Here is a 16910-nt window from a genome sequence, read left to right on the forward strand (position 1 = left end):
CAACTAATTAGTTGTTCTGGCTACAACAATTTGGATATCGTCCGTTCGAGCAAAAAGAACGGACGACTAGACTGCGGGTCTGGTGTCGTCCACTTCCGGCCCTTCACGCAGTCGGTGTTCGGTCGCTTCCGCGTACGACCGGGCGTAGATGTACGCCGCCGTCACTTGTGCGTAGAAGCCGAGGAACACCGCCGCGAGCCACCCGATGAGCGGAACGACCGCTATTGCGCTCGTAATCACACCTGCCACGACGAGGATTCCCAACGCCAGGAGCCACCCGGTCGCGTACTCCCGGTCGCGGACGATCGGCACGAGCGATTCGTATTCGAATCCCGACCCCATCGTCCCTTTCTCCGCGAATCTAACGAGCGCGGCAGGGACTACGTACAGGACCGCGAGTCCGACCACGAACGTCAACAGGCTCCCGAGCAGGGCGACGAATCCACCGATGAACGGGGCACGATCCATGAGTGCCACGCCGCCGCCGATGAATACCACCGCGAGGATGGCCGGGAGAAGCGAATAGACAAGCACGATGATGGCGGCTTTCAAGCCATCAATCGTGAGCTTCCCCCAATCGCTGAACACAGGGGCTTCGGTGTCACCGTCCGAAACGCGGCGCAGGACACGGATGGTGTACCCCTGAACGATGAGCGCCGGAATGATGAGGAACCCAAAAATCACAAGGATTCCCCCGATGAGTACCGTCTTCGCGGCGTCGTCACTGTCCTTCAGGTAGTTGATGCTGTCGTTGAACATTTTATCTCCCCCGAGTGCAGGCCCGCGAACTGAGCGCAAGGCCGTGACTCTGCTCTAGAAACGCTCGCTGACAGCTTAACCCTTCTCGGCGAAAATCGGACGTGTCAGTCCAGCATCCGACTCCCGCCCGCGGGGAGGAACTCCTGAATCAGGTCCGCGCTCGCGACTTTCCGTACGAACGACGTGTCTTCGAATCGCTCGCGGAACTCACGATACAGTCGCTTGGCGGCGTCGTTCTGGGCGTACTGTCCGGGTTCGACTTCGATGTACGTCTCCGCCTGTGACTCGATGGCCGACGGCGGGCCGCCGATGACTCGCGTGTTCGGTTCGACGGTGATACCGACCGCGACGCCGACCGGCGTGTCGTTGAAATAGGTTCGGTCGCCGCGGATGGCGAACGCACCTTTTTCCAGATATTCGCCGCTCTCGGGCGTCTTCGACACTTGTTCGGGCGAGACCATGTAGGCGTCTCCGGAAAACCGTCCGTCCTTCCAGACCGACGAGTAAGAGACCGCAAACTGGGCGGCCTCCTCTTTGCTCCGGTCGGGCACATCCACGTCCTTCGAAGGTTCGCTCGGGTCGGACGTTTTCAGGATGGTGATCGGGCCGCCGTGGGCCTGCGAGTGGAAGAACAGGTCGTTTCTGTCCATGTATTTCTTAACGAGTTCCTCGTTCTGGTCGGCGTTACGTCCGCCGATGACGAGGAATCCGTCCGAGGTTCGGAACCAACGGAATCGCTCGTACCATTGCTCTTGGTTCCGAATCGGGATGGATGCCCGCGACAACCAGTCGATGTCCTTCGGTTCGTCGTCGTCCCGTTCCTCCACCGGTTCCGCCTCCCAGTCTTCTTTTCGTTTCTTGACGGCTTCCAACTCTTCGCGGGTGTCCTCGATGGCGGCCTGTGCACCCGCTTTCTTCTCCTCGATGCGCTTCGCTTCCTGATACAGGCGGTCCGCGTTTTTCTCGACGCCGTCTTCTGGAAACAACGTGATTTCGGTGTCGTCGATTTCGACGGTAACGGTTCCTTCGCTTTCGTCGATTCCCTGCACCGCCTCCGCCGCCTCGATGCCGCGTTCCGCGCCTTCCTCGAATCGGGCTTCGATGTCCGCCCACGGGGTGTCTTCGGCACGGGCGTTTTGAACCGTCGAGAGGATTTCATCGACGAACCCGTAGTTGCCGTAGAGCAGTTCGGCCTTCTCGCGCTCGGCTTCCGCTTGCCGTTCGAAGCCTTCGATCGCGTCCTGCTGCTGGTCGATGATGCGCTGTTGTTTCTCGATTTGACCCTGGAAATCCGGCTTCTGCGGTTTCTGGGATTTCGCACTGTCGTCATCACCGCTCAAATCGAGATTGGTGAAGTAATCGTCCAGCGCGGCGTTGAACGAGTCGAACGCCTCTGCATCTCGCTCCTCGTACTCTTCGAGCGGGAATGGCGTCACATCGACGCGAGTATCGTCCTCGTAGTAGACGCGCGGGTCGAAATCACCCGTCTCCAGCGGTTCTTTCAGACGCTCGATGGCGGCGTACAGGCGTTCGTACTCCTCCTCGTCGGCATCGCTGATATCCTTCGCCTTTTCGACGTTCGCGCGGGTACAGACCTCTTCGGCGTACAGCCCACCGAAGTTGAGTTGCGTCGCCAGCGTTCGAACCACGTCGGTGTCCGAGTCGTTCATCCGATACTCGAACTCCTCGTAGTCAATTTCGAGCGGGTTCACCCGCGAACTGGGGAACTCGTACTGCGACCCGGGCGCGACGGTTCTGGATTTGAGTCGAACCGTGTCGAGACTGTCCACGACTTCGTTGTTCTCGTCCAGCACGGCGAGATTGCCCTGCCCGAACAGTTCCGCGACGATGGTGGTATCGCCGTCCTCGCGTTTGAAGTTGAACTGGAGGATGCGGTCGAACTCGAACTGCTCGACGCCCGCGAAGTCCGCCCCCGAAAGCCGATTTCGCAGCATCATGGCGAAGTTCGGCGGTCTGCCGGGCGCGGCCGGGACGTGCTCCGGTGCCGCGGTGTGGGCTCGTTTGGTTTCACCAACTTCGATGAGTAGTTCGAGCCGACCTCGGTCGAAATCCCGCATCTTGAGGCGCAGAAGGTCGTCGCCGTAGAGATACGCTTTGTCGACCTTCGCGCCCTCGTAGCTCGCGAGTTCGCGAACGACGGCGGCGAGGTCGATGCTCGAAAGCTCTCGCTTTCTGTCCATATCCGGCCTTTCTCGGGCGGGAGGAAAGGCGTGTCGTTCGGCAGGCGGTGTCGCCGTTCAGTGGGACACCCACGACACGATTCGTCGAACGCCTGCGCCGACGACGTACACAGGCACGCCGAAGACGAGCGCAACCGCAAGTCCCGTCAGGAGAGTCGTCCCAAGCGACGACGAGGGAGAGACGAGATTGAACAAACCGAGTGGAACAGAAAAACCCGAGTGCGGGGGCTGCGGCGAGCGCGAGGCAAACGAGGAAACCATCGTTCCAGTAGGCGGTTACGAGGGCCGGAACGACGACAAGGGTGGCGAGGACTCGAATGTCGAGTCCGAAAACGAACGTGATCGGAACCACCTCCGGCGGCGTATGTGCGAGAAAGGTTAAGACGAACACAGCGAGCGCGACCCCGAGCAAGCGCTTTGAGAGCGCGAGATTCCGACCGAACATGATGCCGCTGTGTTCGACCTCTGCTGAAGCCATGACTGAAGTAATTCAGTATCAACAATAATTCTTCAGGTCGAATTGGTTTTCGCTCGACCGAATCACACCGACAGTTCCATCCCGTCCCACCCGAACTGCAGATTCAATTCGTCGTATTCAGTTTCCAGTTCGCAGAAATCGTCGTAGCTTCGTTGAAACAGTTCGTCTATCTCGGTGAGGACGGTTCGCTCCGGATGAACGTCCCGCACTTGTTCGACTGTTTCCTCGAACGTGATTTCCAGTTCCGTCTCCGCTTCCCAGAGGTCGTCTCCGAAAATCGGGTTTCCGTCCGAGTCTGTTCGGAACAAACCACACTCTCGAATCCATAGGTCGAGGTCGCTCGGCAGACGGTCGGTGTCGAGGAACTTCGTCTCGTCGGGTGTGACGAGGGTTGTGGCGTCGTCGTCATCGAACTGGAAGCCGAAAATGAGGTTCTCACTGTCAGGTTCCATCTCCCACCCGTGGCAGGTCACTTCGACGCCGTTGCAGTCCATCGTCTCGCCGTCGTCCAGGAATTCGAACTCGGCAAAACCCCAGTCTTCGTAGTCGGCGATGATACCGTGTGCCCGTCGGAGCAGCTCGTAGGTGTTCTCGCTCACGACGATGGTTGGCGGGTCGGTCTTTTCCCACTCGTTCATCGGGAAGCCCTCCCGACAGAGCGCCTGCACGACACGGAGGCCGCGAACGTGGTCGCTGTGGTGATGCGAGACGAAGATGTACTCGACATCCGGAATTTCCTCTCGGTTCAGCATTCTCCAAATGGATTCGGGAGCGTCCACAAGCGCCGTCGCGTCGTGAACGAACGTCGCATTTCCCACCCGAGAATACGGGAGACCTTTTTGCCGGGCTTCGATACAAACCCGACAGTCGCAGGTCGGCATCGGAATCGGAAAGTTGCCTCCGGAACCGAGCAGTGTGACGTCCATACCGAAACGACGATTCGGTGAACGAAAGCAAAACCGGTCGTACAGACCGACCTGTAGTATTACTCTTCGTCGAAGTCCAGCGCAACGCTGTTGATGCAGTAGCGCTGTCCGGTCGGTTTCGGGCCGTCGTCGAAGACGTGGCCCAGATGGCTGCCGCAGTTCGAACAGACGACTTCGGTTCGCAACATTCCGTGGCTCCTGTCCTCTCGCGTCTCGACGTTCCCCTCGGGCACGTCGTAGAAACTCGGCCAGCCGCAGTGTGAATCGTATTTCGTGTCCGAGTCGAACAGTTCCGCGCCGCATCCGGCACAGACGTACGTTCCGTCGTCTTTCCTATCGAGATGTTCACCGGTGCCTGGACGTTCAGTACCTTGCTCGCGCAGGACGTGGTACTCCTCGTCCGAGAGGCGTTCGCGCCATTCGTCTTCGTTCTTGGGGAGGTCGGAACTCTGTTCGTTCATGACTTCATCTAGCGCTCCCCGAAAGATAAACTCCCTGCAAGGTGGGCCAGCAAATTCATGCCGGGAGCAACGAAACGTCCAGACGAGATGAGTTTGACGACCCAGCAGAGCGTCATTGGACGCCTCGAAGGTGAGGATTGTCAGTGGTGCCACGACGGAACGTTAGAACACGGCACCTACAAAGGAAACGACGCGGTCGTCTGTGACACCTGCGAGACGCCCGCCGCACAGCTTTGGTAACGAAACCCCACTGCCCTCCTACTTTTAGCCGAATGCATCCCGCCGACGGACGAACTGTCTCTTCTGACCAGACGATCCGCTGGGCGTCCGCTCCAGAAGTGAGGGAATCGAATTCGTCGCGTTCGGACTGCTGTCCGTCGCAATCGCCGCAAGAATCGTCGTCGTCGTCGGTCGCTCCGAGTTTGGAACGTGGTCGTCCTCGCCGTGTCCGGGTCGATGGTGGGTGTGTTCAGGGTTCTGTTTCTATACCTCGCCTCCGATTACCGAACCTGATTCGTCAATTCGTCGTAAGACCCCGTCTCGCTCGCACGATGAACGTTTTCGGCGACGATGTCTGCGAGTCGGGAGAAGTACTCCGGCGTGTGGCCCGCCATGTGGGGCGTGATGAGCACGTTTTCGAAGTTCCACAGCGGATGGTCTTCCGGCAGGGGTTCCGGGTCGGTCACGTCCAGCACCGCCCCGCGAATCTGATTCCCGCGGATGGCCGAAAGGAGTGCATCGGTCTCCACGACTCGCCCGCGAGCGACGTTCACTAGCACGGCATTCGGCGGGAGCGTATCGAACGCAGTATCGTCGAGCAGGCCTCTCGTCTCGTCAGTCAGGGGACAGGCCAGTACGAGGTACTCGGTTCGAGCGAGTGCGTCGTGCAGGTCGTCGAATCCCAGCACTTCGTCCGTCGGACCGCCCTTTTCGGGCGAGTATCGAACGCCGATAGTTTCGACGCCGAATCCTTCCATTCGCTCGACCACGCTCTCCCCGATCGCACCCAATCCGACGACCGTGACGGTGCTTCCCTGCAACTCTTCCGCCTGATAATGTCGCCATTCCCGACGTGACTGTTGTCGCCGTGCGCGGAGGAAATCGCGGGTGAAGCTCAAAATCGCCCCGAGAACGTGCTCGCCGATGTTCGGCCCGTGAACGCCGGAAGCGTTCGTCACCGCCACTCCGTTCGATTCGAGCGCGTCGAGCGGGAGATGGCCCGTTCCGGCGTAGGCACAGGCGAACAGACGCAGGTTTTCGGCGTGGCTCAGCAGTTCCTCGTCGATGGTCATCCCCGTCACGATGTCGGCGTCGGCGATGTGCTCGCGTTCTTCGTCCGGCGTTCGCGCGTGTCGGATATCGTGGTTCGGAAGACGGTCGCGGAGTTCCCCGACATAGTCGGAGACGGGCATTCCGTGGGTACCTCTACGGAGGACGAGAATCGTAGGCGAGTCGGGGTCTGCGTCGGCTTTGGAATCGGTCATAGTCCGCGAATTTCTCGCGCAACGAAATAGAACTGGCTGTCGCGGAAATCAAGGCGTCGAAACAGGGCTGGTTACGGGGTGGACGACGACTCCAGTTCGGCTCGAACCCTGTCTTTCAGAAAATCTATCGCGGACAGTGACACAGGAACTGAGACACAGAATCCGCCCAACAGCGCCCAATCGCGGAGCGTCAGCGCGACGCCCAGCACCGCCATCGCCATGACGAAGGTCAGCACTGCCCCGGCGACCATCACGACGAACCGTACTGCCCGCCGAAGCCGGAATCGCTTCGTCGGCCGAAAGACCAGATTTTCCGCCGTGACTGCGAGACCGATCCCCTCTACCATCCCGAGGAAGGCGTACAGTGCAACGGGAAGCTCCGGGAGCGGGTTCGGAAGGGCGACGACGCCGACGACGGTGAGAACGCCGAGAATGCCGACAGCCGGATGTTTCAGCACAGCGAGCAGTCGGGCCGTCGGGTAGGTGGTGTCCCGAAATCCGAGGTCGGCAAGGTCGGACGTCATGTGATCGTCTGAGAGGGAGTTCGTTATCAATCTTCTACAGGAGACGTCGGGAACGAACCGATTTCTTAGCTCGACTCAGTGCGTTGAGCACAAACACTGAGACGACTTGTCCGTGCTTTTGTCACCGAAATTTCCAAGACTGTTTCTCAGGGAGTGTTTCCCGAACGCCTCTAACGGGAATTCACCAGGCGTACTCCTCGCGCGGGTCGCGGTCGTCGCGGTCGGAATCGTAGGCGTGGTGGCCGTCCACGAAGACGTGCTGGGCATCGGCGGCGATGTCGAACGGTTGGCCGTCCCACACGACCACGTCGGCGTCGGTTCCCTCTTCCAGCGTCCCGACACGGTCTTCGATACCCAAAATTTCGGCCGGGTTGCGCGTGACAGTTGCCAACGCGACGTCTTTCGGCAATCCCTCTCGAATCGCCAGTCCGACACACACGTCCAGATGCTCCTGCGGAAGCACCGGTGCGTCGGTCTGAATGGCGACTTTCACGCCCGCCTCGTGGAGGATGCCCGCCGTCTCGAAGGTGATGTTCGAGAGTTCGTACTTCGCGCCGGAGTAGAGCGAGGGGCCGACGATGGCAGGCACGTCGCGTTTCACGAACTCGTCGGCGAGGACGTGCCCCTCCGTCGCGTGCTCGATGGAGAGATCCTCGATGCCGAACTCGTCGGCAATTCGGAACACGGTGGCGATGTCGTCCGCACGGTGGGCGTGAACGCGAAGCGGCAGGTCGCCCTCGACCACGCGAGCGAGATTTTCCAGCCCCAAATCGCGGTCAAAGGGGTCGCCCTCTTCGTCGGCCTTGTCGCGCCGGGAGACGTAATCCTCGGCGTCCATGAGAGCCTGCCGGAGGGTTGCGGCGATTCCGGGCCGGGTCGTCGGTTCGCGCCCGTTCTGGTCGCCGTGGACGCGCTTCGGATTTTCGCCCATCGCGGCCTTCATACCGTCCTCCTGAATCAGCATCTCGTCCGCGATGTCGCCGTAGGTTTTCATCGAGCAGATGATTCCGCCGACGACGTTCGCGCTTCCCATTCGGGCGCTGACGGTCGTCACGCCGCCCTGATAGGCGTGTTTCAGTTCTTCGTCGCGGGGGTGAAAGCCGTCGAGCGCGTTGACGTGCGGCGTGACGGGGTCGGTGAGTTCGTTAATATCGCCATCTTCGGGTTCGCCCCACTCGCCCATCCCGGCGTGGCTGTGGGCCTCTACGAGACCGGGCGTGACCGGTTTTCCGCCAGCGTCGATGACTTCGGCATCTTCGGGTACGTCCGTATCCGCGCCGACCGCAACGATTTTCCCGTCCTCGAACAGGACGGTTCCGTTTTCGACTACACCCGCCTTAGAAACCGTGTGAATCTCTCCATTGACAATTGCCTGCATTGCACAACCCTTCGTAAGGAGGAGGATTAGTATTTCGGTTCGAAATGTACTGTGTCGGCGTTGTGAGGTGAATCTATCGACCTTCGAACTCCGGTTCGTCCTCTCCGAAAAAGGCGGCCAATCCACGTTCGTAGTCCCTGGTTTCGGCCATCCGAGCGATGGTGTCGGTTTCGCTCGCCATCTGTGCCGGGAGGTCACGCCCCAATCCGCGAGTGAGCAGGTGTTTCGTTGCCCCGTAGGCACGGGTTGGGCCGTCCGCGAGGTCTGCGGCGAGTTCGGCGAGTCGCGCGTCGAAGTCATCCGCGACTTCCGTGACGAGGCCCATCTCGACTGCTTCCTCGGGTGCAATCGGTTCGTCCAACAGGGCGATTTCTTTCGCCCGCCGCAGTCCGACGAGATGCGGCAGGAAGTATGTCGAACCGCCGTCTCCCGTCAGACCGATTCGTGGATAGGCAAACTCCAGTCGCGCATCGACCGAGAGAACGACGATATCCCCCGAAAGCGCCAGTCCGAACCCGCCGCCCGCCGCGATGCCGTTCACACCGGTCACGACGGGTTTCGGTGTACGAACTAGATTCTCGATTGCTCGGTGGAGGTTCGACGCGATTTTTCGAAGGGTACGAGCGTCGTCCGGGCCACCGGAGAGCACCGACAGGTCGGCACCAGTGTTGAAAATGTCCTCCGTTCCGGTAAGGACGATACAGCGCGAATCGTCGTCGTACAGGTTCATCGTGAGGGTTCGCAGTTCGCTCGCCATCGCGCGATTCATCGAATTGTGTGTTTCGGGCCGGTTCATCGTGATGCGGGCCACGTCTCCGACGCGTTCGACATCGAGATGTTCGAACTCTGCCATACCGACTCCTGCGAGGGGAGGCATGAAAACCGTACCGTCGTGAAAACCCATCGTGAGCGAACGAAAATCCATTCGCCGAACAGAAGGTTAAGAATTTAGTACCCCATGTTGAGTACCGTAGCCGTATGGAGCGATTTGACGTTGCTGTCGTGGGTGGTGGCCCCGCCGGAATGTCGGCCGGCGACCACGCCGCGAAGCACGGTGCGAGCGCCGTCGTCTTGGAACAGGGCGTCCCCCGCGCTGACCGAGAGTTCCTCGGCCCGGATTCCACCGACGCCGCCGGAATGCTCGACTACTGGGTGGACATCATGGACGAGAACTATCGGGAGATTCCCGACCATATCATCCTCCAAGAACTTGACCGCGTGGACTTCTTCGGCCCGAACGAACGTGCAGTTCTCCGACGGACGGGTATCGACGCCTCATACCCGAAGATGGGGTTCACCTTCAATCGAACGCGGATGGATGACTGGCTCAGGGAGCGCGCCGAGGACGCCGGAGCGGAGTATCGCGTTGGCGTCGGCGTCAAGCGCGCCGAAACCGACCTCGACGACGAATACCGACACACCCTCCATCTCGCTGACGGCGAGAATATCGCGGCGAAATATCTGGTTCTCGCCGACGGGCCACAGCGTCGCGTCACGCTTGACGTGTTAGACCAGTTCATGCCCGAAGGACGGTCGGTCAGCGACCACCTCAGCCCGCCGAAAGCGAACCACATCGCCTATCAGGAGTATCGGGAGTTCCCCGAGGAACTGTTCGAAGCCTCCGCACTCAAATTCTGGTGGGGCTACATCCCCGGCGAAACCGCCTATCCGTGGGTGTTCCCGAACGACGGCACGGTGGCCCGCGTCGGCCTCACGATGCCAATCGGGATGAATATCGAAAACGTCGAGAATCCCGAATCGTACGTCCTCCTGAACGAGGACGACGAAAGTCTGCCTCGTGCCGGAGAATACATCCGGAGACTCCTCGAACACGAGTACGGCGACGAGTACGACATCGAATCCGACTTCCCGTTAGTCGAAGACCGCGGAAAAACCGGCGGTACCGAGACTTACCCGATTTCCTCGACCAAACCGATCGAATCGCCCGTCAAGGCCGGAATCGCCGTCGCAGGGGGCGCGATGGGGACGACCAGCGCGTTCCACGAAGGCGGCTACCACGTCGCGGTTCGAACCGGGAAGATCGCCGGAAAACTCGCGGCAACCGATTCCCTCGAATCGTACAACGACGAGTGGAAAGCCGCAATCGGCGACGAACTCCTACGGAACGTCTCGTTTGCCGACATCGTCGCCGACTACGAACCGGATGACTGGGACAAGACCTTCTCGATGGGTGACAAGCTTCTCAAGGATGAGGGGAAAGGGCTCCTCAAATCGAAGTTCGGCTCCGGCGTCCGCGCCGCGCGACTCGCGGCGAAATACAAGAAAACGAAGTTCGGGTACCGTGACGGCGGCTACGTCCAGTTGACGGAATCAGAATACACGATTTGAATTCGGACGAGGAACCACGATTCTATCGTATTCATAATACTGTCTAGTAGAAGACAACCCGAAAGCCCTTATCAGGTTCGTCACCTACCTATTCTGTGCGTACCTCAGTCCCCGCCGGAGTAATCCCACTTCGGGAGCGATGACCGAGCGGAGAACCCAGGTACGCGACAGTTCAGTGAGTTCGGTGATTTCTCCAAAATCACCCTCTGAGCCGGTGGAACCGGCTCGAACGTGGCGGTTCTCAAATCGCCCGCTGGGATAGTAACTGTATCTCGGCGCTTCGTGGTTCATCCACGCGCCCGGCACGAGGGTTTGCCAGCCGACGCGGCACGCCGCCTCGGGATGAGGCTGGAAGTTAGTGTTCCGGGCGACATTCTACGATTCGTGAGTGATACGTCCGTTCCACGAAAGCAACATCAACTGCTTGAAAGACGCCCACGGTAGCGGCTGCCGAGCAATAAACCGGTACCGTGGGACGATATTTACATATTATCCTTTATTATATTTTGTTTGAGATCATTGATACGAAAGGACACCACATGAAACTCGATAGACGAACACTCCTGCAGTCGGTCGGCGGAACGGTCGCAACGACGAGCATCCTCGGAAGCGTGGGAACGGCGACGGCGGCGGGGTCATACACGAATCACTACTACAGCGGGTTCGACTACTGGAAATACGTCCCCGATTCGGCGGGGGCGGGGTCACCACTGGTCGTGATGCTCCACGGCTGCACCCAAGATGCGGACGAGTTCCGCGTCGAGACGGGCATGAACGAAGTCGCAGACGAAGAGGGGTTCGTCGTCATCTATCCCGATCAGTATAACGCACGCAACAGCGAGCAGTGTTGGAACTGGTTCTACGACGCCAATACGACACGCGGAAACGGCGAGGCCGCGGTCATCGCTGGCATGACACAGGAGACGATTGACGCACACAGCCTCGATACGGAACGCGTGTACGTCGCGGGACTTTCGGCGGGTGCGGCTATGGTACCAAACCTGCTCGCCGAGTACGCGGACATCTACGCGGCGGGCGGCATCCACTCGGGGCTGGAGTACGACGTTGCGGACACCGTGAGTTGCGGCACGACGGCGATGAGTTACGGCGGATCGGATCCGTACGCGAAAGGCATCGACGCCTACGACGCGATGGAATACTTCGGCATCACGAGTTTGGTTCCGACCATCGTCTTCCACGGAACGGCAGACGATACGGTTGCGCCGATAAACGGCGACCAAGCGACGGTGCAGGCGATTCAGACCAACGACCTCGCCTCCGACGGTGCGAACGACGACAACGTCGAGACGACGCCGGATTCCGTGACGAACGGCCAATCCGATTCGTTCAGCTACACGGTTTCGGAGTACCATGACGACTCCGAAAATTCGCTCGTGGAGTACTGGGAAGTGGACGGTATGGGGCACGCCTGGTCAGGTGGCACGGCGGGCGGGGAGTACACCGCCCCCGGCGGCCCCGACGCAAGCCAGCACATGTGGGACTTCTTCGCCGCCCATCCTCGTGGCGGTTCCGACGGTGGCGATGGCGACAACGGTACCCCGACCGCATCCGTCAGCGCGACACCGAGTTCCCCTGCAGTCGGCGAATCCATCACGTTCGACGGGAACGGGTCGAGCGATTCCGACGGGTCGATTATGAGTTACGATTGGCAATTCGGCGACGGCGCTACTGGAGCCGGTTCGACCGTGAGCCACAGTTACGGGTCGGCAGGCGAGTACACCGTTACGTTGACCGTTACCGACGACGCCGGAGCGACCGACGCGGATTCCGAGGTCGTAACGGTCGGAAACGGGTTTTCCGGTTACTGCGGTTCGGCTACCAACTTCGACCATGGCACTGCTGACCGGGCGTATCAGGATTCCTCGACCGGGGTCTACTACGCCGTGGGTTCGGACGACTACCTTGGCTTCCCAGCCTACACGAGTACGCTGAAGGAGAACTCCGCAGGGTACTTCGGGAAAGTCAGTTCTTGCTAGTGACTTGCTTTTTTGCGTTTTGTGAATGTCCGTTTGATTTCGGGAGGCTGTGAGAATCGGCACAGAAACCTACGGTCTTCTGCGGTGCTGTTCGCTGCTCCCGTCTCGGGATACCGCGATTTCGACCGAATTTCTGTACAACACGGAATCATCTCGAACCAGTCGATTACGATTACCGACTCCAAACTAACCGCCTCCGCCCACACCCTCCTCAACCGATTGCCAGTCAGACTTCGGCAGTGAACGCCTCGTGTCTGTACCAATTCACGAAATTCGATTTTGCCATGTGGCGCGTGCTGACGAGGCGACGAGGACATCACGTCCGAGACGCCGAGTCGTAGCCGCGCGAGGGATGACCGAAACGAGCGTTAGCGAGTTGAGAGAATCGGTTGGGGAGGATGTGGTCGTCGCGGAGTGGTGGCGGTATGTGTTGTCGTGATTCGCTTCTTCTCCCCAAACAATCCTCAATCACACGGTGGCGGTGTCTGTTGTCGGTGACAGCTAGTACACTACACAGTTCCGATAGCTGATGATGAATTTCACCAACGCCCTCGTCATGCGGATTGAACACACCCTCGCAGTTCGAAAAGCAATCCCAGTCCGAGAGCGCAAACCGTTTTTCACACCCCCACCAACACCACGCCATGAACACGAAGGAAATCGCAGACCTCGGGCCGGACGAGCGCCGCGCGCTATTCGACCGGGACGCCGGAATCGAGAGCGTCCGGAGCGACGTACGCGACATCATCAAGCGAGTTCGCGACGAAGGCGACGTGGCCGTTCGGGAGTTCAGCCGCGAGTTCGACGACGTGGAAGTCGGGAACATCGACATCACCGACAAGGCGGAACGCGCCTACGAGGAAATCGATGCGGACGTGCGCGAGGCAATCGAGGACGCCGCGGAAAACATCCGCGAGTTTCACGAAGCCCAGATGCCGGACGACTGGCGCGAGGACTTCGGCGGGCGCGAACTCGGACGCCGATTCCGACCCATCGAGCGCGTCGGCGTGTACGCGCCCGGCGGCACCGCGGCTTACCCCTCCAGCGCGCTGATGGGCGTCATTCCCGCGAAAGTGGCCGGAGTGGAGCAGGTTTCGGTGGCCACGCCACCGGGCGAACCGCAGAACCCAATCACGCTGGCCGCGATTCACGCTGCGGGTGCGGACAGAGTCTATCGCGTCGGGGGCGCGCAGGCAATCGGCGCGATGGCCTACGGAACCGAACAAATCGACCGCGTACAGAAAGTCGTCGGCCCCGGAAATCGCTGGGTAACGGTGGCGAAAGCCGAGGTGCAAGGCGACGTGGCAATCGACTTCCTCGCCGGACCGAGCGAACTGCTCGTCCTCGCCGACGACTCGGCGAATCCGAAATACGTCGCCAGCGACATGGTCGCACAGGCCGAACACGATGAAAACGCGTCCGTAGTCATGGTGACTGACGACGCCGAGTTCGCCGAGGAAGTCACCGAGGAAATCGACCAGCAGGCGAGCGAGCGAGAACGCGAGGACGTGATTCGGGTCGCACTCGACAACGATGCGAGCGGCGTGTTCGTCGCTCGCTCGATGAGCGAAGGCTTGCTGTTCGCGGAGGAGTACGCCGCGGAACACCTCTCGATTCAAGCGGAAGACGACGAGGAATTGTTGAACCGCATCGACAGTGCCGGAAGCGTCTTTTTAGGTTCGTACACCCCTGTCGCGGCGGGCGATTACGCTTCCGGGACGAACCACGTTCTGCCGACAACTGGATTGGCGAAAATCACGGGCGGCCTGTCGGTCGATACGTTCCTGCGCTCGACGACGGTTCAGCGACTCGACGAGCATGCTCTCGACTCGCTTTCGGGGACGATTAAGACGCTTGCGGAGGCGGAAGGGTTGGAAGCCCACGCCGAAAGCGTGCGGAAACGGTTCGAGTAGCCGAAGCGTGAAACTCGGCGGAAGTGAACGCAATCGTTACGTGCGGTAGCTTTGAGGGACTGGAAGTCAGCGCGGCGGACGAGAAATGTCGAACCGGATGATGTGTGCAATTCCTCATATTTAACGGGGAAGTTTTTACCGATTCAGTCCGTAGTTTGAGAAACCCGAAAAGTGATGAATTTCATAGCAGAGTTCGACATCGACACTCCGATTTTGGCGAAAACGAGACGCGCCGTTACCGGGTTAACCGTCGATATAGAGGATTTGCAACTCCGTTCGGGAAAGTCCTCGGCGCTCGTCTGCTGGGTCGACTGTGACGATTTCGAATCGATCGACAGAACGCTTCCGAGAGACTCGACGGTCGAAGCGTTCGAAGTCCTCGCGGAAAGTAACGGGCGACGACTCTATCGTGTCGCACTCTCGGAGGAAGGAGCGTCGTCGCTCATCTATCCCATCGCGGTGGAACAAGGCATCACGTTCCTCGAAGTGAGGGGAACGGAGAGTGGCACGCAAATCAGCGCCCGAATTCCCAATCGTGAGGTACTAATTTCGTTACACGAACAGTTGGAAGAACGGGACGTTTCGCTCCAACTCAAACACATCTATCGCGCGGACGACTCCGACGATGCCGCCTATGGCGTCACCGACCGGCAACACGAAGTCCTGCTATATGCCCTCGAAGAGGGCTTTTTCAGCGTACCGCGGAAAATAACGCTTCGAGAGATAGCCGACGAGTTCGACATCTCCGATCAAGCCGCCTCGACGCTCTGCCGACGAGGATTGGCCAACCTCCTCTCCCATACGGTCGCGTCGCCGTCGGATACTTAAAGCGTTGAATGACCAACGAAAGGCAATACCCCAGCAGACCCGTTAGCCTGGATGTGTCAAATATCCCCAGAAACAACGACACCGGAAGACCGCGAACAGGAACAGTTTTGCTACCGACGACAGCCGAACGAATCACCGAGTGAGGCGGTTCTAACAGCGGTATCCGCCGTTTCCAACCGAAAAGTCATCCCGAGCGCGTCCGATGACGACGGGAATGATGCTCTCGAACCGCTCTACGATACCATCGACCCGGACGCACTCGATTCGCTTTTCGACCCGATTGGAAACGAACCGAACGGTGGGGGAAGCGTCACGTTCACCTACAGCGGTCACGAAGTAACCGTCAAAAAGACGCGAGAGATACTGGTTCGTGCGCCGTCGGACTCCGACGACCGCCGTCGCTAACGAACGCTTACCGTCCGAGTGCGCCGCTCGTCGCCGACAACCCAGCCTCCACGTCCACGTCGGCACCCTGTTTTCGCAAGGCATCACCGAGCGCACTCACAAGATAGGATACCGTTTCCGGGCGTGCGGAATAACCCATACAGCCAATTCGGAAGATTTCGCCGTCCAAATCACCTAAACCGGTAGCGATTTCCAGGTCGTACTGCTCTAGCAAGTAGTCCGTCACGTCGGTGTCCGTGACACCAGCAGGGACGCGAACCGCGTTGAGACTCGGCAGCCAGTAGTCGTCGGGTGCGTTCATCTCGACGCCCATCGCTTCGACGCCCGCCTTGAGCGCGCCGGCCATGTTTCGGTGCCGTTCCCACCGTGCTTCGATGCCTTCCTCGGCGACCAATCGAAGGGCTTCACGGAGCGCGTAAACGTTCGTAATCGGTGCGGTGTGGTGGTACGCGCGCTCGTCACCCCAGTAGCCTTCGAGCAAACTAAGGTCGAGATACCACGATCGGGCGGGTTCCTCGCGCGAGAGCACTTTTTCCATCGCACGGTCGTTGAGCGTCAGCGGACTCGCACCCGGCGGACAGGAGAGACATTTCTGCGGCCCGGAGTATGCCACGTCGATATCCCAGTCGTCGACTCGCAGTTCGACGCCGCCGAGGGAGGTCACGCAGTCCGCGATGACGTAGGCATCGTGGTCGTGCGCGATGCTGGTGAGTTCGGAAACGTTCGGTTGAAGCACGCCGGTACTCGTCTCGGCGTGGACGAATCCGAACACGTCGGGGTCGTGTTCTTCGAACGCCGCTTCCACATCCACTGGGTCGAGGGGTTCGCCCCAGGGGGCATCGACGTGAACGACCTCGCCTCCCGCCCGAGTCGCCATCGATTCCATCCGACCACCGAAGTAACCGTTCGTCGGAACCAGCATCGTGTCGCCGGGTTCGACGAGGTTTCCAATCGCGGCTTCCATCGACGCCGACCCGGTGCCGGACACCGGAATTGTCCACTTATTCTCGGTTCGGAAGGTGTACCGGAGCAAGTCTTGCACGTCGTTCATTACCTCGATAAACGACGGGTCTAAATGACCGACCAACGGCGTGCTCATCGCTCTGAGCACGCGGGGATGTACTTCGCTCGGGCCGGGACCCATCAGCGTTCTGTCCGGTGGTGTCAACTCATCTACCGTGGGTGGTTCCATGCGTCACAGTATCAC

At 59.8% G+C, this 16910-nt stretch carries 16 protein-coding genes; 7 read left to right on the forward strand and 9 right to left on the reverse strand.

Annotated elements, in window-relative coordinates; translation table 11 throughout:
- Positions 1 to 66 precede the first annotated feature (66 nt).
- Both ACN2TU_RS08540 and rqcH read right to left on the reverse strand, forming a co-directional pair.
- The gene (locus ACN2TU_RS08540; RefSeq protein ID WP_435154649.1) at positions 67 to 759 is read right to left on the reverse strand and encodes a DUF4013 domain-containing protein; all 693 of its coding nucleotides are present in this window, start codon (positions 757 to 759) and stop codon (positions 67 to 69) included.
- A gap of 104 nt (positions 760 to 863) precedes the next feature.
- Positions 864 to 2960, reverse strand: coding sequence for a ribosome rescue protein RqcH (gene rqcH, locus ACN2TU_RS08545; protein WP_435154651.1), 2097 nt, complete (start codon positions 2958 to 2960; stop codon positions 864 to 866).
- On the opposite strand from rqcH, the gene ACN2TU_RS08550 reads away from it, so the two are divergent.
- Positions 2932 to 3342 carry a hypothetical protein gene (locus ACN2TU_RS08550; RefSeq protein WP_435154653.1) on the forward strand — a complete coding sequence of 137 codons (411 nt, stop codon included), beginning with the start codon at positions 2932 to 2934 and terminating at the stop codon, positions 3340 to 3342. The two genes, rqcH and ACN2TU_RS08550, sit on opposite strands and share 29 nt — an antisense overlap.
- A gap of 158 nt (positions 3343 to 3500) precedes the next feature.
- On the opposite strand, the gene ACN2TU_RS08555 is transcribed toward ACN2TU_RS08550, so the two are convergent.
- Both ACN2TU_RS08555 and msrB read right to left on the reverse strand, forming a co-directional pair.
- Entirely contained in the window at positions 3501 to 4364 is an 864-nt protein-coding gene (locus ACN2TU_RS08555; RefSeq protein WP_435154655.1) for an MBL fold metallo-hydrolase, read from the reverse strand.
- A 59-nt stretch (positions 4365 to 4423) separates the two neighbouring features.
- Positions 4424 to 4825: a peptide-methionine (R)-S-oxide reductase MsrB gene (msrB, locus tag ACN2TU_RS08560; RefSeq protein WP_435154656.1), complete on the reverse strand. Its 402-nt coding sequence runs from the start codon at positions 4823 to 4825 to the stop codon at positions 4424 to 4426.
- Positions 4826 to 4882: 57 nt separating this feature from the next.
- Here msrB and ACN2TU_RS08565 point away from each other — a divergent pair, with 57 nt between their 5' ends.
- Entirely contained in the window at positions 4883 to 5065 is a 183-nt protein-coding gene (locus tag ACN2TU_RS08565) for an HVO_A0556 family zinc finger protein (RefSeq protein WP_435154658.1), read from the forward strand.
- Positions 5066 to 5325: 260 nt separating this feature from the next.
- On the opposite strand, the gene ACN2TU_RS08570 is transcribed toward ACN2TU_RS08565, so the two are convergent.
- The 4 genes from ACN2TU_RS08570 to ACN2TU_RS08585 all read right to left on the reverse strand — a co-directional run bounded on the left by ACN2TU_RS08570 (position 5326) and on the right by ACN2TU_RS08585 (position 9064).
- Positions 5326 to 6309 (reverse strand): D-2-hydroxyacid dehydrogenase, encoded by a 984-nt coding sequence (locus ACN2TU_RS08570; RefSeq protein ID WP_435154660.1) that lies wholly within the window; start codon positions 6307 to 6309, stop codon positions 5326 to 5328.
- A 71-nt stretch (positions 6310 to 6380) separates the two neighbouring features.
- Positions 6381 to 6833 (reverse strand): hypothetical protein, encoded by a 453-nt coding sequence (locus ACN2TU_RS08575; protein WP_435154662.1) that lies wholly within the window; start codon positions 6831 to 6833, stop codon positions 6381 to 6383.
- 181 nt (positions 6834 to 7014) lie between these two features.
- A complete protein-coding gene (locus tag ACN2TU_RS08580; RefSeq protein ID WP_435154663.1) occupies positions 7015 to 8211 on the reverse strand; it encodes an amidohydrolase in 1197 nt (398 codons plus the stop codon).
- Between the two features lie 73 nt (positions 8212 to 8284).
- On the reverse strand, positions 8285 to 9064 hold the full coding sequence (locus ACN2TU_RS08585; RefSeq protein ID WP_435154664.1) for an enoyl-CoA hydratase/isomerase family protein: 780 nt from the start codon (positions 9062 to 9064) through the stop codon (positions 8285 to 8287).
- A 125-nt stretch (positions 9065 to 9189) separates the two neighbouring features.
- Here ACN2TU_RS08585 and ACN2TU_RS08590 point away from each other — a divergent pair, with 125 nt between their 5' ends.
- The 5 genes from ACN2TU_RS08590 to ACN2TU_RS08610 all read left to right on the forward strand — a co-directional run bounded on the left by ACN2TU_RS08590 (position 9190) and on the right by ACN2TU_RS08610 (position 15703).
- Positions 9190 to 10560, forward strand: coding sequence for an NAD(P)/FAD-dependent oxidoreductase (locus ACN2TU_RS08590; RefSeq protein ID WP_435154666.1), 1371 nt, complete (start codon positions 9190 to 9192; stop codon positions 10558 to 10560).
- Between the two features lie 539 nt (positions 10561 to 11099).
- Positions 11100 to 12557 (forward strand): extracellular catalytic domain type 1 short-chain-length polyhydroxyalkanoate depolymerase, encoded by a 1458-nt coding sequence (locus tag ACN2TU_RS08595; RefSeq protein ID WP_435154667.1) that lies wholly within the window; start codon positions 11100 to 11102, stop codon positions 12555 to 12557.
- 644 nt (positions 12558 to 13201) lie between these two features.
- Positions 13202 to 14470, forward strand: coding sequence for a histidinol dehydrogenase (gene hisD / locus ACN2TU_RS08600; protein WP_435154669.1), 1269 nt, complete (start codon positions 13202 to 13204; stop codon positions 14468 to 14470).
- 174 nt (positions 14471 to 14644) lie between these two features.
- Positions 14645 to 15298: a helix-turn-helix domain-containing protein gene (locus ACN2TU_RS08605; RefSeq protein ID WP_435154670.1), complete on the forward strand. Its 654-nt coding sequence runs from the start codon at positions 14645 to 14647 to the stop codon at positions 15296 to 15298.
- 51 nt (positions 15299 to 15349) lie between these two features.
- Complete coding sequence (locus ACN2TU_RS08610; protein ID WP_435154672.1) at positions 15350 to 15703, forward strand: HalOD1 output domain-containing protein; 354 nt, start codon at positions 15350 to 15352, stop codon at positions 15701 to 15703.
- A 7-nt stretch (positions 15704 to 15710) separates the two neighbouring features.
- On the opposite strand, the gene ACN2TU_RS08615 is transcribed toward ACN2TU_RS08610, so the two are convergent.
- Positions 15711 to 16895, reverse strand: coding sequence for a pyridoxal-phosphate-dependent aminotransferase family protein (locus ACN2TU_RS08615; RefSeq protein WP_435154674.1), 1185 nt, complete (start codon positions 16893 to 16895; stop codon positions 15711 to 15713).
- Positions 16896 to 16910: the final 15 nt, after the last annotated feature.

Source organism: Haladaptatus marinus, assembly GCF_051194195.1.